This is a genomic window from Rhodobacter sp. JA431, from assembly GCF_900217725.1.
Taxonomy (GTDB): domain Bacteria; phylum Pseudomonadota; class Alphaproteobacteria; order Rhodobacterales; family Rhodobacteraceae; genus Rhodobacter; species Rhodobacter aestuarii.
Window position 1 is genome coordinate 75,065 of sequence record NZ_OBMP01000005.1, and the last position, 18,520, is coordinate 93,584.

General features: G+C 59.8%; 19 protein-coding genes. 11 read left to right on the forward strand and 8 right to left on the reverse strand.

Annotated features, from left to right (window positions below; genetic code table 11):
- Positions 1–21: 21 nt before the first annotated feature.
- The gene (locus CRO18_RS11545) at positions 22–573 is read right to left on the reverse strand and encodes a ribonuclease H (RefSeq protein WP_249276053.1); all 552 of its coding nucleotides are present in this window, start codon (positions 571–573) and stop codon (positions 22–24) included.
- Between CRO18_RS11545 and CRO18_RS11550 the strand changes: the two genes are divergently transcribed.
- From CRO18_RS11550 to CRO18_RS11565, 4 genes are all read left to right on the forward strand, one after another.
- Positions 562–2,847 (forward strand): arginine/lysine/ornithine decarboxylase, encoded by a 2,286-nt coding sequence (locus CRO18_RS11550; RefSeq protein WP_076483689.1) that lies wholly within the window; start codon positions 562–564, stop codon positions 2,845–2,847. The two genes, CRO18_RS11545 and CRO18_RS11550, sit on opposite strands and share 12 nt — an antisense overlap.
- A gap of 425 nt (positions 2,848–3,272) precedes the next feature.
- Positions 3,273–4,280, forward strand: a complete 1,008-nt coding sequence (locus CRO18_RS11555) for a DctP family TRAP transporter solute-binding subunit (RefSeq protein ID WP_076483690.1) — start codon at positions 3,273–3,275, stop codon at positions 4,278–4,280.
- Between the two features lie 76 nt (positions 4,281–4,356).
- Complete coding sequence (locus CRO18_RS11560; RefSeq protein WP_212710118.1) at positions 4,357–4,854, forward strand: TRAP transporter small permease; 498 nt, start codon at positions 4,357–4,359, stop codon at positions 4,852–4,854.
- Complete coding sequence (locus tag CRO18_RS11565; protein WP_249276054.1) at positions 4,826–6,175, forward strand: TRAP transporter large permease; 1,350 nt, start codon at positions 4,826–4,828, stop codon at positions 6,173–6,175. Before CRO18_RS11560 ends, CRO18_RS11565 begins: the two co-directional genes overlap by 29 nt.
- Positions 6,176–6,249: 74 nt before the next feature.
- Here the strand turns inward: CRO18_RS11565 and CRO18_RS11570 are convergent, their stop codons facing one another.
- From CRO18_RS11570 to CRO18_RS11585, 4 genes are all read right to left on the reverse strand, one after another.
- Positions 6,250–6,645, reverse strand: coding sequence for a cupin domain-containing protein (locus CRO18_RS11570; protein ID WP_076483692.1), 396 nt, complete (start codon positions 6,643–6,645; stop codon positions 6,250–6,252).
- 28 nt (positions 6,646–6,673) lie between these two features.
- Positions 6,674–7,312, reverse strand: coding sequence for an NADPH-dependent F420 reductase (locus CRO18_RS11575; protein WP_097082231.1), 639 nt, complete (start codon positions 7,310–7,312; stop codon positions 6,674–6,676).
- 12 nt (positions 7,313–7,324) lie between these two features.
- Positions 7,325–8,122, reverse strand: a complete 798-nt coding sequence (locus CRO18_RS11580) for a carboxymuconolactone decarboxylase family protein (protein WP_245826421.1) — start codon at positions 8,120–8,122, stop codon at positions 7,325–7,327.
- A 95-nt stretch (positions 8,123–8,217) separates the two neighbouring features.
- Entirely contained in the window at positions 8,218–9,147 is a 930-nt protein-coding gene (locus CRO18_RS11585) for a LysR family transcriptional regulator (RefSeq protein ID WP_245826422.1), read from the reverse strand.
- A gap of 242 nt (positions 9,148–9,389) precedes the next feature.
- Here CRO18_RS11585 and CRO18_RS11590 point away from each other — a divergent pair, with 242 nt between their 5' ends.
- Positions 9,390–10,592 carry an NAD(P)-dependent alcohol dehydrogenase gene (locus CRO18_RS11590; protein WP_097082232.1) on the forward strand — a complete coding sequence of 401 codons (1,203 nt, stop codon included), beginning with the start codon at positions 9,390–9,392 and terminating at the stop codon, positions 10,590–10,592.
- 58 nt (positions 10,593–10,650) lie between these two features.
- The gene (locus tag CRO18_RS11595) at positions 10,651–11,100 is read left to right on the forward strand and encodes a cyclophilin-like fold protein (protein ID WP_249276055.1); all 450 of its coding nucleotides are present in this window, start codon (positions 10,651–10,653) and stop codon (positions 11,098–11,100) included.
- A gap of 66 nt (positions 11,101–11,166) precedes the next feature.
- On the opposite strand, the gene CRO18_RS11600 is transcribed toward CRO18_RS11595, so the two are convergent.
- The gene (locus CRO18_RS11600; RefSeq protein ID WP_076483694.1) at positions 11,167–11,622 is read right to left on the reverse strand and encodes a cupin domain-containing protein; all 456 of its coding nucleotides are present in this window, start codon (positions 11,620–11,622) and stop codon (positions 11,167–11,169) included.
- A 242-nt stretch (positions 11,623–11,864) separates the two neighbouring features.
- Positions 11,865–12,593: an SDR family NAD(P)-dependent oxidoreductase gene (locus tag CRO18_RS11605; RefSeq protein ID WP_076483695.1), complete on the reverse strand. Its 729-nt coding sequence runs from the start codon at positions 12,591–12,593 to the stop codon at positions 11,865–11,867.
- A 153-nt stretch (positions 12,594–12,746) separates the two neighbouring features.
- Here CRO18_RS11605 and soxR point away from each other — a divergent pair, with 153 nt between their 5' ends.
- Together soxR and CRO18_RS11615 are read left to right on the forward strand one after the other, a co-directional pair.
- Positions 12,747–13,262 carry a redox-sensitive transcriptional activator SoxR gene (soxR, locus tag CRO18_RS11610; protein WP_097082233.1) on the forward strand — a complete coding sequence of 172 codons (516 nt, stop codon included), beginning with the start codon at positions 12,747–12,749 and terminating at the stop codon, positions 13,260–13,262.
- Positions 13,263–13,382: 120 nt separating this feature from the next.
- Positions 13,383–14,240, forward strand: coding sequence for an aldo/keto reductase (locus CRO18_RS11615; RefSeq protein ID WP_097082234.1), 858 nt, complete (start codon positions 13,383–13,385; stop codon positions 14,238–14,240).
- Between the two features lie 139 nt (positions 14,241–14,379).
- Here CRO18_RS11615 and thyX read toward each other — a convergent pair whose 3' ends face one another.
- Positions 14,380–15,294, reverse strand: a complete 915-nt coding sequence (thyX, locus tag CRO18_RS11620; protein ID WP_076483698.1) for an FAD-dependent thymidylate synthase — start codon at positions 15,292–15,294, stop codon at positions 14,380–14,382.
- Between the two features lie 96 nt (positions 15,295–15,390).
- Between thyX and CRO18_RS11625 the strand changes: the two genes are divergently transcribed.
- From CRO18_RS11625 to CRO18_RS11635, 3 genes are all read left to right on the forward strand, one after another.
- A complete protein-coding gene (locus CRO18_RS11625; RefSeq protein ID WP_143128633.1) occupies positions 15,391–16,605 on the forward strand; it encodes a hypothetical protein in 1,215 nt (404 codons plus the stop codon).
- 116 nt (positions 16,606–16,721) lie between these two features.
- Positions 16,722–18,026 (forward strand): surface lipoprotein assembly modifier, encoded by a 1,305-nt coding sequence (locus CRO18_RS11630; protein ID WP_170952648.1) that lies wholly within the window; start codon positions 16,722–16,724, stop codon positions 18,024–18,026.
- A gap of 54 nt (positions 18,027–18,080) precedes the next feature.
- Positions 18,081–18,509, forward strand: a complete 429-nt coding sequence (locus CRO18_RS11635; protein WP_097082237.1) for a VOC family protein — start codon at positions 18,081–18,083, stop codon at positions 18,507–18,509.
- Positions 18,510–18,520: the final 11 nt, after the last annotated feature.

Below are 18,520 nucleotides of genomic sequence, written 5' to 3' on the forward strand. Positions count from 1 at the left end.
ATGTATTGCACCGATGCGGTCTCAGTAGCCGCGTTCACGCGCAAGGGCAGCTTCCGCGCCCCGTGCTTCACGATAGGCGCGCGTGTCGGCGGCTTCATTGAACAGGTTGCCGTTGTGGCCACGCAGCCAAGTGAAGGTGACATTCCGCCCAGCGGCAGCCGCTTCCAACCGTTCCCACAGGTCGCGGTTCTTCACAGGCTTCTTGCTGGCAGTCATCCAGCCCTTGGCCTTCCAGCCCGGCAGCCAATCATTCATTCCGTTGGGGACGATGTTGGCGTCCGAGAACACGGTGATCGGTTCATCCGTGACTTTGCCGAGGCTTTCAAGCGCGACACAGGCAGCGGTCATTTCCATTCTGATGTTGGTCGTGTCGTGGTCGAGACCGCCGCGTTCCACTTGCTTGATGATGACGCCCGCCGCATTCCGGCGCAGGATGATTGCCCCGTAACCGCCCGGTCCGGGGTTCCCTACGGCAGAGCCATCCGGGTATATTAGCCTTGACGTTTGAGCGCGGCGCTTCGAGAACAGCTTGGCACCGCGCGTTGGATCAGGGATAGGCCGATGAAGTTTCACTTTCCAATCGTCATCATCGACGAGGATTTTAGGTCTGAAAACACGTCCGGCTTTGGCATTCGCGCTTTGGCCCAAGCCATCGAAAAAGAAGGCTTTGAGGTGCTGGGCGCGACGAGTTATGGCGATCTGTCGCAATTCGCGCAGCAACAAAGCCGCGCCTCGGCCTTTGTCTTGTCGATCGACGATGAAGAGTTCACCCCAGGCCCGGACCTTGATCCGGCGGTTTTGAACCTGCGCAATTTCATCGAAGAGGTCCGCTCGAAGAACGAAGACGTTCCGATCTACATCTATGGCGAGACCAAAACCTCGCGGCACCTGCCAAACGATGTGTTGCGCGAGTTGCACGGGTTCATCCACGCTTTCGAGGACACGCCCGAATTTGTCGCCCGCCATATCTTGCGCGAGGCGAAGAACTATCTCGAATATATCCAGCCGCCCTTCTTCAAGGCGCTTTTGGATTACGCCGAGGATGGCTCCTATTCATGGCATTGCCCCGGCCATTCCGGCGGCGTCGCCTTTTTGAAATCGCCCATCGGGCAGATGTATCACCAGTTCTATGGCGAGAACATGCTGCGCGCCGATGTCTGCAACGCGGTGGAAGAACTCGGCCAGTTGCTCGACCACAATGGCGCCATTGGAGAGTCTGAGAAGAACGCCGCGCGGATTTTCAACGCCGATCATTGCTACTTCGTCACCAATGGCACTTCGACCTCGAACAAGATGGTCTGGCACCACAATGTGGCTCCCGGTGATGTGGTGATTGTTGACCGCAACTGCCACAAGTCGATCTTGCATGCCATCGTGATGATTGGGGCGATCCCGATCTTCTTGAAACCGACCCGGAACCATTGGGGCATCATCGGGCCGATCCAGCGGTCCGAGTTTGAGCCCGCGGCGATCAAGGAAAAGATCCGCTCGCATCCGCTGCTGAAAGGCATTGATCCCGAGACGGTCAAGCCGCGCATCCTCACACTCACGCAATCCACCTATGACGGCGTGCTCTATAACACCGAAGTGGTGAAAGACCTGCTCGACGGCTATGTCGACACGCTGCATTTTGATGAGGCTTGGCTCCCCCACGCCGCTTTCCACCCGTTTTATGGCACCTATCACGCGATGGGGCGCAAGCGGGCTCGGATGAAGCATTCGGTGACCTATGCCACGCAATCGGTGCACAAGCTGCTCGCCGGGATCAGCCAAGCGAGCCACATCTTGGTGCAAGACAGCGAAGAGACCAAGCTCGACCGGCATCTGTTCAACGAATCCTACCTGATGCACACCTCCACCAGCCCGCAATACTCGATCATCGCAAGCTGCGATGTGGCGGCGGCGATGATGGAGCCTCCGGGCGGCACGGCGCTGGTGGAAGAAAGCCTCGCAGAGGCACTCGATTTCCGTCGCGCTATGCGGCAAGTCGACGAAGAATACGGCAATGACTGGTGGTTCAAGGTCTGGGGGCCGGACGAATTGTCCGAAGAAGGGGTCGGCCGCGCCAAGGATTGGGAGCTGAAAAAGACTGACAGTGAGGCGGTGGAAAGCTCTGGCCAAGACGCGTGGCACGGCTTTGGCGATATGGCCCGCGGCTTCAACATGCTCGACCCGATCAAGGCGACGATCATCACGCCCGGCCTGAATATCGACGGGCGGTTTGAGGAAAGCGGCATCCCGGCGTCTATCGTCTCAAAATACCTCGCCGAACATGGCGTCGTGGTGGAAAAGACCGGGCTCTATAGCTTCTTCATCATGTTCACCATCGGCATCACCAAAGGCCGCTGGAACACGCTTCTGGCCGCGCTTCAGCAATGCAAGGACGATTACGACCGCAACCAGCCGCTTTGGCGGGTGATGCCCGAGTTCTGCGCCAAACAACCCCGGTACGAACACATGGGGCTGCGCGATCTTTCGCAGCACGTTCATGAGCTTTATGCCAAATATGATGTGGCGCGGCTCTCGACCGAGATTTACCTCGGCGATCACCATCCGGCGATGTCGCCCACCGAAGCGTTTTCCCATATCGCACGGCGCAAGACTCAGCGGGTGCCGATTGACGAGTTGGAAGGCCGCGTGACCACGAGCCTCGTAACGCCCTACCCCCCCGGCATTCCGCTGCTGATTCCGGGCGAGATTTTTAGCAAAGAGATCGTCGATTACCTGCGCTTCAACCGCGAATTCTCCCGCGAATGCCCGGGCTTCGAGACCGACATCCATGGTCTGGTCCAAGTGAAGGGAGAAAACGGCGAAGTCAGCTACTTCTCTGACTGTGTCGCAGAGTGACGAGGGAAAGGGACAAGTCAAAACGCAGGCCGCATCGGGAACACGAAAACCAATGCGTTAGCCTGCGCTTAAGTCCGAAGCAGGCATTATCCTAACGCTGGTTAGTCCACATTTCGCGGCCTACAGACTCCCAAGTCGCCCCCTGCATCATAATAAGAAACTCGCCTTAACCGCGCGCGAAGCCGCGCGGTTAATTGCGCGTGGTTTCCGGGCAGGGAGCCGCGGCACATGTGGCTTACAGCCCATCCCCGCCCGAAACACCACTCCCAACGCAATGCATTGCGCGACAAAAGGCCCAAAGAAACTATTGTTTCAATGTCGGCTTGCGGTGGACAATTTTCTTCATTCTTTATATCGAGCGGCTTGCAGCACTAGGAGGTGCGCTGAAACAAGGGCCCTCGGGTCCGAGCCACAGGATAAGACAGATGACATTTGGTGGAATCGTTGGGAAAACTGCGCTGGCGACCATTTTGGCAAGCGCAATGATGGTGAGCGCGGCTGCCGCAGAGACACTGCGCCTGTCGCAAAACACCGGCGACACGACGACTTGGCAAAAAGGCGCCGAGAAATTCGGTGAGCTGATTGCCGAGGCAACCGGCGGCGACATGAAAGTGCGCGTGTTCCCCAATGCGCAGCTTGCGGGCGGCGACCAAATGAAACAGGCCGAAATGGTTGGCCGTGGCGCGATTGATCTGGTGGTGAGCTCGGCGATCAACGTGACGCCGCTTGTGCCCGAAATGGCGGCCTTCTCGCTGCCCTATCTGTATGCCGATTACGCCGAAGTCGATGCGACGACCCAAGGCGAGCCGGGCAAGATCTTGTCTGAAATCCTGAAGGAAAAAGGCATCATCGTTTTGGCTTGGGGCGAAAACGGGTTCCGCGAAGTGACCAACAACGTGCGCCCGATCAAGACGCCCGAGGATATGAAAGGCCTGCGCATGCGCGTGGCGGGCCCGATGTATATCGACGTGATGAACGCGCTCGGCGCCAACCCGCAGCAAATGCAGTGGAGCGAAACGCTCACCGCGCTGCAACAAGGCGTGGTCGATGGCCAAGAAAACCCGATCGGTGCGGTGATCATTCCGCAGCAAGTCTATGAAATGCAAAAGTATCTGACCACTTGGCATTATTCGTATGACCCGATCTTCCTTGGCATCAGCCAAGCGAAATGGGACAGCTTCGACGACGAAACGAAAGCCAAGTTCCAAGCCGCTGCAGATGAGGCGATGGCCTATCAGCGCGAAATCTCGCGCGAGGCCACGGCATCGGGCGTCGCCTTCCTGCGCGAAAAAGGCATCGACGTTTACGAGCCCTCCGCAGAAGAACTTGCCGCCTTCAAAGCGGCCACCCAACCCGCCTTTGACAAATGGGCGGAGAAGGTTGGCCCGGAACTGGTGGCCTCGTTCGAAGCGGCCATTGCTTCGGCACACTAAACCAACGCGTCGATAAAGACTTGCGAGGCGTCCCACAAAGGGGCGCCTTACGCCATCGACAGACCTCGGAGCCCCTATGTCCCTCTTCATGTTTCTCTTGCGTGATGCAGAGAAGATCATCTGCGCGGTGATCTTCTTGGCTATGACGCTTCTTGGCTTTGCCAATGTGGTGGTGCGCTATGGCACCCATTATTCTTTGGCGGCCACGGAAGAACTGCTGACCAACGGGTTCCTGCTTTTGACCATTTTCGGCGCGGCGATCGCAGCGCGGCGCGGCGAGCATCTGGCGGTGGAACTGGTGAATGACATGCTGCCGCGTGCGCTACAGCGGGTGGTGTTGCTGCTCTCGGTTGCGGCCTCGGTCACGCTTTTGGTGCTGTCAGCCTATTTTTCGTGGGATGCGTTGCAAAACCTTCTGTCGAACGGCATGCGCTCTTACGCGCTTGGTATTCCGGCATGGTATTACCAAGCGGCGGTGCCGTTCGGTTTTGCGCTGATCTTGATCCGCTATCTGCAGCATGCGTGGGAAGAGTGGCGCAAAGGCCATGCGTTTGGGGTGGTTGGCGATGTATGATCTGATCCCCGGCCTCGCCACTGGCACCGAGATGGTGCTGTTGTTCTTCATTTTGCTTGCCCTGCGGGTGCCTGTTGCCTTTTCGCTCGGGCTCTCGGCGATTTACGCGATGTGGCAGATGGGCTTTGGTCTTGATCTGGTGGGCGATCTGATCTCCGCCGGGATCACCAAGTTTTCGCTTTTGGCGATCCCCTTCTTTATTCTCGCCGGTACGCTTTTGGGCACGCTCGGCATTGCCGAGCGGATGATCCGTTTCTTCCGCGTGCTCATCGGCTCGGTGCCGGGGGGCATGGGGCTTGTGGGCACGGTGGTATGCCTGTTTTGGGGTGCGGTAAGCGGTTCTGGCCCCGCCTCGGTGGCTGCCATCGGCCCGATGATCATCAAGGGTATGGAAGAAGACGGCTATCCGCGCGCCTATTCGGCCGGGCTTGTGTGCACCGGGGCCGCGCTTTCGATCGTGATCCCGCCTTCGATTGGCTTGGTGATTTACGGCGTGATCGCGGAAACCTCGATCTCAAGCCTGTTCTTGGCCGCGATCCTCCCCGGCATCTTCATGGGCTTGATGATGCTGCTCACCTTGCCGTTTGCAAAAACCAAAGGCGCTGCGGTTTCGACCAAACTGCAAGAGCTGAGCCCAATGCCCTATGCGGGGCACGCTTACCCGCGCCGCCTGATGCTCGCTTTCAAAGACAGTTTTTGGGGGCTGATGACCCCGGTGGTCATTTTGGGCGGCATTTATTCGGGCATGTTCACCCCCACCGAAGCGGCCCTTGTCGCCACCGTCTACGCGCTTTTGGTGGGTGGGCTTGCCTATGGCACGCTGACCCTGAAAGGCCTTTATGCAGCGCTGACCAATGCCGCCGCCTCCTCGGCCATGGTGATGCTGGTGGTGGCCTATGCAAGCCTATTTGGCTGGGTCGTCTCTGTCGAGGATCTGGTGGGATCTTATTCCGGCGCGCTGCTCGGGCTTTCCGAGAACGAGGCGGTGATCCTTCTTGTCATCATGGTGATCTTGCTGATCGCCGGGATGTTCATGGATGCGGTCACGGTGATGTTCATCTGCCTGCCGATCTTCCTGCCCGTCGCGCGCGAATTGGAATGGGATTTGGTCTGGTTTGGCGTGCTGATGATGGTGAACCTCGCCATCGGCTTGATTACGCCGCCGGTGGGCATCAACCTCTATGTCGCCGCCAATGTCGCGCGTCTGCCAATTGAACGGATCGCAAAGGGCACCCTGCCCTTCTTGCTGGTGTGCCTGATTGGGCTGGTCGTCATCGCGGCCTTCCCGGCACTTTCGTTGGTGGGCTCTGCGGGGAACTAACCACAGGGACGCGCGGAACTCATATGCGCGCATAAAATGAGGGCCCGAGCAGCAGTGCTCGGGCCCTTCAACAATCAGCTATTGTAATCAGCGTCGGCCACTTTTTCGAGCCAGGTGACCGCGGACCCATCAATGCTTTCTTGGATCGCGATATGGCTCATCGCGGTTTCCGCCGAGGCGCCGTGCCAGTGTTTTTCACCAGCCGGGAACCAGACCACGTCACCGGCCGAGACTTCTTCGACCGGGCCGCCTTCGCGTTGCACGCGGCCACGCCCGAAAGTGATCATGATGGTTTGGCCCGCCGGGTGGGTGTGCCACGCGGTGCGCGCACCGGGTTCAAAGGTGACATGGCTGCCGCTGGTGCGGCCCGGCTCTTCGGCCACAAAGAGCATATCCACGCGGACGGTGCCGGTGAACCAATCTTCGGGGCCTTTCATCGAATGCGTTTCGCCGGAGCGGATGATTTTCATGGGAGGGGTCCTTTCTTCTGCTCTGCGCTTAATTGCGCAGTTTTTCAAAACGGTATGTGAGGGCGGGGCCGCCGGGCTGGTCATAGGCAAGCACGGCGGTGACCATGGCAAAGGGCTCCACAAAGCGGGCGGTGCACAGCCCACCTGCGGGGCAAGGCTCAAAGCCGATATCGCGTATTAGCCCATGCGCACTCTCTAGCGCGCCGCTGTCATCGCCATAGACGAGCAGTTGCGGCGGGTCGTCTTGCCCTTTGCGGGCGAAAACAAGGTCTAGGCTTTCAGAGGGTGAGGTGTTGAAGCAGCCCACCCAGCGCGCCTTCGGGCAGCGCGCCAAAAGCACTTCGGCCCCGGAAGTATCGGGGCCGAGCACAAGGTTGGTATCCGTCTCATCGAGCGGGACGCAGCAGTTTAGCACCACCTTGCCCGCCAGATCGCCCGCTTCGGCGAGCACATCGTCGACCTGGCGCCAATGCACGGAAAGAAGAAGCACCTCAGACCGCGCCACCACCTCGGCCACCGAGCCACAGGTGCCGCCCGTTTCTTGGGCGAGCGCGTCAAGCTTGTCGGGGGTGCGGGCATAGGCAAAAGCCACCTCATGCCCCGCACGGGCCCAAAGCCGGCCCAGCGTGCCCCCCATCAAACCCGATCCGAGAATGCCGATCTTCATGGCGCGTCTCCGTTACTGCGCGCGGCTTTCAAACACGGATTTCGCCACCGGCAGCGCCGAGAAGACTTTCGGCCAACCCGCATAGAACGCCAGATGCGATAGCATCGCGCCAGCTTCTTCTTGCGTCAAACCATTGTCCATCGCGCGGTTCAGGTGGAAGGTCATTTGCTCGGGCTGGCCCGCGGCAATCAGCGCCGCCACGGTCACCATTGAACGGTCGCGCGGCGCAAGCGCCGGGCGCAGCCAAAGATCGCGGAACAGAATATCGCGCGTGGTGTCCACCACACCGGGCGAGACCGATCCGAAGGTGCTCGACACGAAACTATCGCGGGCGTCTTCGGCGTCTTGATCGAGCGGCAATAGGTCCGCTTCCACCGGCGGCAGCGCATCGGCGGTGATCCCGCGCGCGTCATAAACCGGGGCCAGCGCCTCGGTGGCCGCAATCGCATTGCCCCAGCCGGTGTAGAAAGCCAGATGGGTGATGGTCTCGGAAAGTTCTGCAGGCGTCACACCCGCGTCGAGCGCCAATTCGCCATGCGCGGCAAGGTTGCCCGCTTCATGGCGCGTCATCAGCGCGGCAAAGGTGACGAGTGCGCGGTCACGGGCAGAAAGCTCTTCGCCCGCCCAAACCTCGCCCAGCAGGTTTTCAGTGGCATAGGCTTGCAGCGCAGGGGCTACACGGCCAAGGCTGTCGGGCATGGTACGTTGCAAAGCTTCGCCCGAAGCGCCAGTGGCAAACAGGGCAATCGCGGATGCGGCGAGGGTGGATTTCATCGGAGCCTCCATCAGGTGGTCGTTACCCAGCGTCATGTGACCTTTTCGGACCCGAAATTAATGGCAAAAATGGTCACGCCACTTATGAGCGACACTCATGGAACTGTTAGGCCTGCCCCACGTTGGGACAATCAGGCGCGTTCGCGCAGGGCGTCCAAAACGGCTGTAAAGGCGGAGGAAGGACGCTGGCGGCTTGGGTAATAAAGATAAAACCCCGGAAAAGCGGGGGAGTAATCTTCAAGACAGGCCTGCAAGGCGCCACTTTCCAAATGCGCCGCCACCATCCGGTCGGGCAAAAGCGCAAGACCATGCCCATCAAGGGCTGCACGCATCACCGGCGTGACGGTGTTAAAGCAGCATTGGCCCCGCACCTTCACGCGGATTTCATTGCCCTCTTTGTCTTCAAACTCCCACGCATAAAGCGCGCCATGGGTCGAAAGACGCAGATTGATGCATTGATGCTCGGTCAACTCTTGCGGAATTTGCGGCACACCCGCCGTTTCAAAATAGCTCGGCGCGGCCACGCAAAGCATCCGCTCATCCGGGCCAATCCGCGTCGCAATCATCCCCTCGCTCACCGCATCGCCATAACGCACCCCGGCATCGCATTGCGCGGCGGCAAGATCGGTAAAACCGTAATCCATCACCAATTCGATATTGATGCTTGGATGCTGTTTTAGCAGCGGCGAGAGCTTGGGCCAAAGCACGGTATCAATGGCATAATCGGTCGAGACAATCCGCACCGTACCGGTGGGCTGATCGCGCGCATCTTCCAGCGCCCGAAGCCGCGCCTCAATCGTTTCAAAGCAGGGATTGAGGGTGGCAAGCAGATCTTCGCCCTCAAGCGTTGGTGCCACCGAACGCGTGGTGCGGGTCAAGAGCCGCAGCCCAAGCCGTGCCTCTAAGGCCTTGATCGTATGGCTCAGCGCCGATTGGGACACGTTGAGCCGCGCCGCCGCACGGGTAAAGCTGCGCTCTTCGGCGACTGTGGCCAAGGCTATCAGGTCGTTGATGTTTTCACGCAGCATGGCAGAAATGTCGGTTGGGATGGCAGGCGGCATTGATCGTCCTCAGGATATATGCGCCCTGCTCATGAAGTCCATGCATTGATGGGCGCGCCGGGAACATAGCGCGGCGCTCGCCCCCGTTTAATGGCGCATCCCCGCAGACATTGATGAGGCCCGCTCATGGATGCTTTCGCCTTTGCACCGATTATCTTTCCGGTGCCTTGCGCCATTTTGAGCGAGACCGGCGGCGCCCTCGCCGCCTCCATCCCGTTTCCAACGCAAGAGGCAAACCCCACATGTGCCAATCGTGCAATGACAAGATCGAGTTCCTGACCCGCGAGGGCGAAGACCGGCGCAACTTCCTGCGCAATGGTGCTGCGCTCGCCGCCGCGCCGCTCGCCGCCACCGCACTTGCGGGAACCGCGTCGGCGCAAGAAAGCGGCAACGCGCTTGAGGCTTCGGAAGTGCAAGCTTGGGCCACCAATGACACCTCGGGCAGCTTTGCGCCGCAAACCATCAAGCGTCGCGCCGCTGGGCCGAAAGACGTGGTGATCGAGATTATGTATGCCTCGATCTGCCATTCCGACATCCATACCGCCCACGGTGATTGGGGCATGCCAACCTTCCCGCTGGTGCCGGGCCACGAAATGGTGGGCCGCGTTGTCGGCGTTGGCGCGGACGTGATCAAATTCCGCGAAGGGGATTACGCGGGCGTTGGCTGCATGGTCGACAGCTGCGGCGAATGCGCGAACTGCTTGGCCGACCGCGAGCAAAACTGCCTCAATGGCACCACCTTCACCTATAACTCGGAAGACAAGGTCTCGGGCGGCGTCACCTATGGTGGCTATTCGAAGAAGATCGTCGTCACCGAAGATTTCGCGCTGCGCATCCCGCCGGGGGTGGACCTTGCCGGGTTCGCGCCGCTTCTGTGCGCGGGCATTACCACTTTCTCGCCGATCAACCACTGGGATCTGAAACCCGGCGAGCGTTTTGGCGTGATCGGCATGGGCGGGCTTGGCCATATGGCGGTGAAACTTGCCGTCGCCAAGGGGGCCGAGGTCGTGGTCTTCACCACCACCGAAGATAAGATCGCCGATGCCCTCGCCTTTGGCGCGAAAGAGGCTTACCTCTGGACCGACGAAGAGGCGATGAAAAAGAACATGGGCAGCTTCGATCTGATGGTCTCGACGGTGCCGGTGGCCTATCCGATGCAGCAATTCATGAACCTGCTCAAGCTCGACAAGACGCTCGTCAACGTTGGCGCGCTGTTCCCGATTGAAGGCGCGCAGGGCATGTTGATGGGCTTTGGCCGCCAAAGCCTTGCCGGATCGATGATCGGTGGCATTGCCGAAACCCAAGCCGTGATCGACTTTGCCGCCCATCACGGCATTGCGGCGGATTATGAACTGATTTCGCCCGACCAAATCGGCGAGGCGTTCAAGAAAGTCGTCAACAAAGAAGCCCGCTATCGCTATGTCATCGATATGACGAAGGCCTGATGGCCCTGCCGGGGTGGGGCCGCCTGCCTCGGCTTTCAACACCAAGAAAGGAGCCGCCATGTATCGCCGCGCGTTTCTCTGCCTGACGCTTTTGGCGTTTGGTTGGGCCGGGCCGATGCAGGCCGAGCCCTCTGCCGCGAAGGATACCACTGATATGACCAAAATCCGCGTGATCTTGCCCGATGCCACGCTCACTGCCACGCTGGACAACAGCGCCGCAGGCCGCAGTTTCGCGGCACTTTTGCCGATGGATCTGACCTTGAACGATTACCACGGGATCGAGAAAATCTCGGACCTGCCGGGCAAGCTGGATACGACCGGTGCGCCGCGCGCCTACAAGCCCGAAACCGGCGACATCACGCTTTATGCGCCTTGGGGCAATCTCGCGATCTTCATCAAACCGTTTTCGAGCGCGGCGGGGCTGGTGCGGCTTGGCGCCTTTGATGGCGCGATTGCGCCTTTGCAAAAATCTGGCGCGCTGTCAGCCCGGTTTGAACTGGCCGAGTAAACGCACCTATGCGGCATGAAAAACCGGGGCCGCCGCTGGGCAGCCCCGGTTTTTGTTTCATTGGGCTTACTCGGTGTATTCAGCGTCGGTCACATGCTCGCCCCAGGTCACGGCAGAACCATCGACCGTTTGCTGAATGGCCAGATGGGTCATGGACGTGGTCGCGGTCGCACCGTGCCAATGCTCCACCCCCGGCGGGCACCACACCACATCGCCCGCTTGGATCAGTTGCTTCTCCTGCCCGCGCTCTTGTACCCAACCGCTGCCCGCCGTCACGATCAGCTTTTGGCCTGCCGGATGGGTATGCCACGCGGCGCGCGCACCGGGCAGGAAGGTCACCTCCCCCGCGCTAACGTCGCCCATATCGGGGCCAAAGACCGGCGCGACCAAAGCCGTCCCGGTGAAAAACTCCGGCGCGCCAAGCTGCGCCGCGCGGCTTTCTGCCGGGGTTACAGTCATATCTTGTGCCAATGCAGCCGGAGCCGCAAGCAGCAGGGCGAAGGTCGCGAGGTGAAGTTTCATCTGGTGATCTCCCTTAAACGTCAAACGGCGCTTCGGCCGGCAACCGGGGGCGCCCGCTTGCGGAAGATCAGCTAGCCCATGGGCAGGCGAAGAAAATGCGCCGATCTGGGAGGCGTTCATGAGCCCATCTCACGAAACCAACCCGCGCTTGCTGCGTTACGGGCTGCTATCGCGCATTAAAAAAAGGGGGGCGTATGGGCCACACCCCCCTTTGCAGGCCCCGCGAGGCAAAGCCGGGCCTGTTACCAGGGCAGAGCACCCTGATCGTTGAAGAAGCCGCCGGTCGGGCCGTCGTCTTCCAAAAGCGCCATCTGCAAGATCACCACGGCAGCTTGGTCCACGGTGCGATCAGGCATGAAATTCGTCGCGGCGGTGGCGGTGTAGCCGGGGCAAATCGCATTCACTTTGAAACCTTTGTCGACCAGCGCTTTCGCATAGCCAACGGTCAGCGCGTTGACCGCCGCTTTCGAGGCCGCATAGGTCGGCATGATCTTGTCATGGTGGTCCCAGCTCGGATCATGGCGCAGCCCAAAGGAGGCCAGTTCCGACGACACATTGACGATCCGCGGCGCGGCGCTTTTTTCCAACAGCGGCAGCATCGCTTCGGTCAGGCGCAGCCCGCCCACCACGTTGATCGCGAGCGTCTGTTCCATCTTTTCAACCGCGCTCATGCCGGGAACGTAATCAAGCCCCACACCGGCGTTATTGATCAAAATATCAATATGGCCGTAATCGGCTTCCAGCTTTTCGGTCAGCGCGGCAACGCTTAGCGCATCGGTGACATCAAGCTGCACCGGGGTGACCGAGCCGCCCTCGGCACACAACGGCGCGGCGACCTCTTCGCCCGCTTTCAGATCGCGGCAGCCCAAGAGCACATGCACGCCCGCGCGCGAAAGCCCCGCCACAACCGCCGCCCCAATGCCACGGTTGGCGCCGCTGATAAGCGCAATTTTTTGGTCTTTGTCTGACATTACCCTGTCTGCTCCGTGTCTTGCGCGACGCGGGAGCAGTTTGCCCCGGCCCGCCACAGTCCACCCCGGCAGTCCTCTGTCGGGGGGCTTGCACCCACAAGCCGACACATCGTATAAAACCTCAAGTTAGGTTGAGGTCAAGCGAGGAATGCGATGACAGCAGCGACAAATGCGCCCAATGCGAAACCAGTCCGCGCGCCAGCGGCGGTGCTGACTGTGGGCCAAGTGGCCGAGCGGGCGGGCGTTGCCATCTCGACGCTGCATTTCTACGAAAAGAAGGGGCTGATCGCGGCGCTGCGCAGTTCGGGTAACCAGCGCCGCTATGCACGCGATGTCTTGCGCCGAATCGCGATCATTCGCGTCGCGCAAGATTTGGGGTTTTCGCTTTCTGACATTGCCGCCCTGTTGCGCCCTTTCCCGCCAGATAAAACACCCGATGTGCATGAGGTGCGCGAGATGGTGGCCGGATGGAAGGCGGCCATTCAAGCCCGCATCGAAGGGCTGACCGAATTACGCGACACCCTCGATGGCTGTATTGGCTGTGGCTGTTTGTCGAAAGAAATCTGCCCCTTACGCAACCCAGACGACAGCTTGGCCAGCGAAGGTAAAGGCGCGGTCCTGCTTACCGCTGGGCGACGCAGCCCAGCCATTAATGAATCTCAGTCATGAGTTCATGCCAGTGTAGCGAGATTATCCTGTCCCATACGCTGCACTATATCCGCTTCACAAGGACGCAGCCGCGTTCAACCGGATAGGGCCGCTCAGGCCGAAACTACAGGAGATGAGACGATGCTCAAAGACACCATGACCCTGCCGAATGGCGTTGCGATCCCCAAGCTCGCTCTGGGCACCTGGATGATTGAGGACGACAAAGCCGCCGAAGCGGTGAAAGCCGCCATCGAAATCGGCTATCGCCACATCGACACCGCGCAAGCCTATGCCAACGAGCGTGGCGTGGGCGAAGGCGTGCGCACGTGCGGCGTGCCCCGTGAAGAAATCTTCGTGCAAACCAAACTCGCTGCCGAAATCAAAGATTACGAAGGCGCCAAAGCCGCGATCCAAGGCTCGCTCGACACGCTTGGCCTTGAATATATCGACCTGATGATCATTCACAGCCCGCAGCCGTGGGGCGAATGGGCGGTGGAAGACCGCTTCTTTGAAGGCAACCTTGCGGCGTGGAAAGCGCTGGAAGAGGCGCTCGCCGCTGGCAAACTCCGCGCCATCGGTGTGTCGAACTTCCAAAAACAAGACCTCGACAACCTGCTGCAAAACGCCACCGTCAAACCGATGATCAACCAAGTGCTGGCCCATGTCGGCAACACGCCGTTTGAGCTGATCGACTATGCCCACGCCAATAGCATGCTCGTTGAGGCCTATTCGCCGATCGCGCACGGCAAAATCCTCGACAACCCGGAAATTGGCGCGATTGCCGAGAAATACGGCGTGACGATCCCGCAGCTGTGCATCCGTTACATCTTGCAACTGGATTGCCTTGCCCTGCCGAAAACCGCCAACCCGGCGCATATGAAATCGAACGCCGAAGTCGACTTCGAAATCTCGGCCGAAGATATGGACGCGTTGAAAGCGATCAACGCGAAAGACTACGGGGACGCCAGCGTCTTCCCGGTGTACAGCGGCAAAGCCTAAGGCCCAGCCTTACCACACGCGAACAACAGAAACGCCCGGAGAGTTCTCCGGGCGTTTTCTTTGGGGGAAGCTAACCGTTGCGGAGCAATGAACGGGCTCCCCCCCCCCCATTCGGGGCTGACCTTGCTTCACGCGCGGCTCAACCCCACTCCTCCACGAACTCGCGCCACTCGCCTTTGCTCATGCCAGAGGTCTCTTGCGTCACCGCTTCGCCTGCCAAGCGGCGCTTGAGCACCTCTTTCGCCTTCGACGACACGCTCACCGCGCCAAGGCGGTAATCTTCAAACGCCTCATAGGCTTGCGGCACCCAATCTTTGACGATGTCGCACATGGTCTGGGCATAGACGCGGATTTCGTATTGGGCATGCACATCGGCGCGCAGGCGCAAGAAGTGGAACAGATTGTGCAGGTCGATCTTCCAATACCACTGGGTGTAGATATTGGCGGGCAGGTTCATCCGCGCCAGTTCGCGCGCAAGGCCCAGTTTGCCCGCATCTTCATCGGGCGTCAGCATGTCTTCGTAATGGTCATAAGCGCGCATCGCATCTTCGCGCAGAAGGTCAAGCACGCGCGCGGCCTCGGCCCCCTCCAGCACCTGCCCACGGCCTTGGTTATTCACCACCGATTGCGCCGCCAGTTGATCGGGCGCGGGAATGTAAAACTCGCGATCCAAGATCGAATAGCGCGCGGAATATTCGTTCACATTGGCGGTGCGGTGGCGGATCCATTGCCGCGCCACGAAGACCGGGAGTTTGACGTGGAATTTGACCTCGCACATTTCAAACGGCGTCGAGTGCCAGTGGCGCATCAGGTAACGGATCAGGCCCCGGTCATCGGACACCGCCTTGGTGCCCTTGCCATAGCTGACGCGGGCGGCCTGACAGATCGCGGCATCATCGCCCATATAGTCGATCACCCGCACCAGCCCGTGGTCGAGCACAGGATGCGCGGTGTAAAGCCGCCCCTCCATTCCCGCGGAGGTGGCGCGCAAGGTCGGCGTGGTGGTGGCACGTTGCGCGTCGATCTCGGCAAGCTGTTCGGGGGTAAGCGACATGGGGGCCTCCAGGGGTAAGAATCGGGCAGACTATATCTACCCAAAGCGCCTCACGGAACCGCGAGATGATGTGAGACGCAAAGGAGAGTGTCGCAGATGGGGCACGACGCCTCAGACAAGCTAATCAAAAGTTTATGCAAATTGACTTTTCTACCTATTTTCGGCACGCTTTGCGCAAAAGAGCAGTCAACGAAAGACATAACAATGAAGAGCTTTGTGAAGCCGCTGCTTGCAGTGGCACTCATTGCCGCTTGCGGTGGCCCTGCCGTGAACGGCCCTGCTGGCCAATCGGACGACACAGAGACGGGCACAGGAACAAGCGACGTCAGTTCGTTGGAGGGCACGGGCACATCCAGCTATGTGCAGCGCTATGAAGGGACCGAAGCGGAGGGGGCAGCCCGCGGCATCGTTTATGATTCTGCGAGTGACACGATTCGGGTCGACAACCTTCCTTTCGATGGTTCAAACACGCCCTACACACGCTCAAGCGACCTTGCCAGCATCGGCGGCTCGACTCTGCTGAGCGACCCATCGGCCACACCCGCCTTCCGGGTTTATGAAGCTCCGGACCAAGTTACAGACTTCGTGACCGGCGACCCGATCCCACAGATGACCTATCGCGCCATCTATGGTGAGAGCATCAATCAAGTGAATGGCAAACCGCGCAGCAGTTTTGCCATCGTGCGCACCGGCAGCTACAATGAATACGGTTTCGGCGGCTTCGTCTTCGAACGCAATGGCACAGTAAAAATCCCGATGCCAACAACCACCAGCACCAGCGGCGCGACGCAAGGCGTGTTCACCGGTGATTATGCTGGGATCGTTGATTTTGACGGATCCGGTGGACTTGTCTATGTCTCCGGGGATGCGCAAATGACGGTCGACTTCCAAGATTTCAACGACCAGACGAATCTTGGGGATGGTGTGCGCGCGCAAATCTCTGGGCGCCGGTACTATAGTCTCACCGGGACGGACATCACCGGCAACTACCTCGATGCACTCAACAGCGACCTGGGTTATGCCAGCGGCGCGGGTCTGACCTCTGTGCCGATTTTGCAATTCCAAATTCAGGCAGGCGGCGTGATGAACAGCAATGGCGAGATGGAAGGTTCCGCCTATGCGCAGGCCCCGACTTCAAGTGGGACCGCGACGAGCTACCAACAAGGCAATTTCTACGCCGTAATATCGGGCGACGCGAGTTCTACCGACAACGAAATCGTCGGCATTGTCGTGGTAGAAGGCGCTCTTGGAAACTCTGGCACAGCGCGAGAGACGGGCGGCTTCATCGTCTACCGTGGGGCCAACAACTAATGTGCGCCGCGCGCCTCGGCGCGGGGCCCCGAAAAAATCGACTCTTACGGAGCCTACGTTCAGGAATTCTGGGCGCAAGCGTTTTGGCTATGGGGCTGTTTGGCCCCTTAGCCAGTATGGTCAGCGCAGAAACCATCTCGCTCACTCCAGAGCAGGCGCAGTTTGAGGCCATTCGGCGCCTTGAGGCGGGGCAGCCGGAAGTTGCGCAGGGCATCGCGACGGCGCTACTGGAGCGCGACCCTGACACTTTCTCAGCGCATTTGCTTTTGTCCTACGCCGCGCGTGATTTGGGAGAATTTAGCGAGGCGCGTATGGCGGGGCGGCGTGCCTTGAAGCTTGCCGAGGACAAGACACAGCGCCACGATGCCATGCTCGCCTTGGCCCAAGCGCAGGCGTCGGCTGGCAATCGCACCCTAGCGCAGCTTTGGCTGCGACGCGCAATTGATATTGCGCCAAACCCCGAAGCACGGGCCCGCGACCTACGCGATTTTCGGTACGTGCGCGCGCGCAATCCGTGGACATTCACGCTGGATGCGGGGTTTGCTTCGTCTTCCAACATCAATGGCGGCACCGAGACAGATACGATCTGGCTTTATGGCTTGCCCTTCACACTTTCTGGCGATTCACAGGCTCTCTCCGGGCTGCAAACGCATGGCTCACTTTCAGTGCAGCGCACCATTGCGGAAACAGAACGGCATCGGTTTCGGCTGGGGGTAAACCTTGCGGGCCAAGATTATAAACTCTCGGAGGAAGCGAAACAGATTGCGCCCACGGCAGACGGGTCTGATTACGCGTTTTGGGCGGTGGAGACCTATCTCGCTGGGCAAATGCGCGCCGGACGCGGGCAAGATGAGTGGGACATGCGCCTCCTCGCAGGCCATAATGACTACAGCGGCCAAGCCCTTTCAAATTACACCAGCCTCGCCCTTGGGCGGTCCTTTGGGCTTGATCCGAAAACCCGCGTGCATTTTGGCGCGTCGCTTGAGCGACAATGGCGCCTTGATGCGGAAACAAAATCGGCGGTATTGCGCTTTGCTGACCTAGAAGTGCAGCGCGGGCTTGGACAAATTGGCATTGCAAGCCTTGGTCTGCGGCTTGGCGAGGTGGATTCGGCCGCGGCCGATGTTGCGCATATCCGCAAAGGGGTTAGCTTTGGCCTTGACCTCGCCCGCCCAGTTTTTGGCACCAATATCTCGCTAACTGCGGGCTATGAGCGGCGAGACTATGGACAAGTCGCCCTGATCGCTGGGGATCGCACGGATCACCGGATCACCCTTGGGGCCGAGGCCCTTTTACGCGACCATGCGGTGATGGGCTTTGCCCCAGAAATCGGGCTTGGCTACACGCAAAACCGCTCCAACTGGGCCTTGGGCAAAAGCCATGCGCTGAACCTTTCGATGCGGATCAAATCTGCTTTCTGACTTGCCCCCGCCTTCCCAAGGGCTACCATCGGCGCATCAGACAAAGGAAACCCTATGCAGATCAAATACCTGCACACCATGCTCCGGGTCGCCGACCTCGACCGCACGATCGCCTTTTTCGAGTTGCTGGGCCTCAAAGAAACCCGCCGCACTGAAAGCGAAGCGGGCCGGTTCACTTTGGTGTTCCTGGCCCCGCCCGGTCAGGAAGATTGCCCGGTGGAGCTGACTTATAACTGGGATGGCGACGAAGGTCTGCCCTCTGACAGCCGCCATTTCGGACACCTCGCCTATGAGGTCGAAGATATCTACGCCATGTGCGCGCATCTGCAGGCCAATGGCGTGGAGATCAACCGCCCGCCGCGCGATGGCCGCATGGCCTTTGTACGCAGCCCCGACAATGCCTCGATCGAACTTTTGCAGATGGGCGAAGCTCTTGCACCCGCCGAACCGTGGCTATCCATGCCCAATACCGGGCATTGGTGAGGGGCATGGGT

What these genes read in the sequence shown, in the direction of transcription:
- CRO18_RS11550 (WP_076483689.1), top strand. Translation starts at nt 562, where the DNA reads ATGAAGTTTCACTTTCCAATCGTCATCATCGACGAGGATTTTAGGTCT.
- CRO18_RS11555 (WP_076483690.1), top strand. Translation starts at nt 3,273, where the DNA reads ATGACATTTGGTGGAATCGTTGGGAAAACTGCGCTGGCGACCATTTTG.
- CRO18_RS11560 (WP_212710118.1), top strand. Translation starts at nt 4,357, where the DNA reads ATGTCCCTCTTCATGTTTCTCTTGCGTGATGCAGAGAAGATCATCTGC.
- CRO18_RS11565 (WP_249276054.1), top strand. Translation starts at nt 4,826, where the DNA reads ATGCGTTTGGGGTGGTTGGCGATGTATGATCTGATCCCCGGCCTCGCC.
- CRO18_RS11570 (WP_076483692.1), bottom strand. Translation starts at nt 6,645, where the DNA reads ATGAAAATCATCCGCTCCGGCGAAACGCATTCGATGAAAGGCCCCGAA.
- CRO18_RS11575 (WP_097082231.1), bottom strand. Translation starts at nt 7,312, where the DNA reads ATGAAGATCGGCATTCTCGGATCGGGTTTGATGGGGGGCACGCTGGGC.
- CRO18_RS11580 (WP_245826421.1), bottom strand. Translation starts at nt 8,122, where the DNA reads ATGACGCTGGGTAACGACCACCTGATGGAGGCTCCGATGAAATCCACC.
- CRO18_RS11585 (WP_245826422.1), bottom strand. Translation starts at nt 9,147, where the DNA reads ATGCCGCCTGCCATCCCAACCGACATTTCTGCCATGCTGCGTGAAAAC.
- CRO18_RS11590 (WP_097082232.1), top strand. Translation starts at nt 9,390, where the DNA reads ATGTGCCAATCGTGCAATGACAAGATCGAGTTCCTGACCCGCGAGGGC.
- CRO18_RS11595 (WP_249276055.1), top strand. Translation starts at nt 10,651, where the DNA reads ATGTATCGCCGCGCGTTTCTCTGCCTGACGCTTTTGGCGTTTGGTTGG.
- CRO18_RS11600 (WP_076483694.1), bottom strand. Translation starts at nt 11,622, where the DNA reads ATGAAACTTCACCTCGCGACCTTCGCCCTGCTGCTTGCGGCTCCGGCT.
- CRO18_RS11605 (WP_076483695.1), bottom strand. Translation starts at nt 12,593, where the DNA reads ATGTCAGACAAAGACCAAAAAATTGCGCTTATCAGCGGCGCCAACCGT.
- soxR (WP_097082233.1), top strand. Translation starts at nt 12,747, where the DNA reads ATGACAGCAGCGACAAATGCGCCCAATGCGAAACCAGTCCGCGCGCCA.
- CRO18_RS11615 (WP_097082234.1), top strand. Translation starts at nt 13,383, where the DNA reads ATGCTCAAAGACACCATGACCCTGCCGAATGGCGTTGCGATCCCCAAG.
- thyX (WP_076483698.1), bottom strand. Translation starts at nt 15,294, where the DNA reads ATGTCGCTTACCCCCGAACAGCTTGCCGAGATCGACGCGCAACGTGCC.
- CRO18_RS11625 (WP_143128633.1), top strand. Translation starts at nt 15,391, where the DNA reads ATGGGGCACGACGCCTCAGACAAGCTAATCAAAAGTTTATGCAAATTG.
- CRO18_RS11630 (WP_170952648.1), top strand. Translation starts at nt 16,722, where the DNA reads ATGGTCAGCGCAGAAACCATCTCGCTCACTCCAGAGCAGGCGCAGTTT.
- CRO18_RS11635 (WP_097082237.1), top strand. Translation starts at nt 18,081, where the DNA reads ATGCAGATCAAATACCTGCACACCATGCTCCGGGTCGCCGACCTCGAC.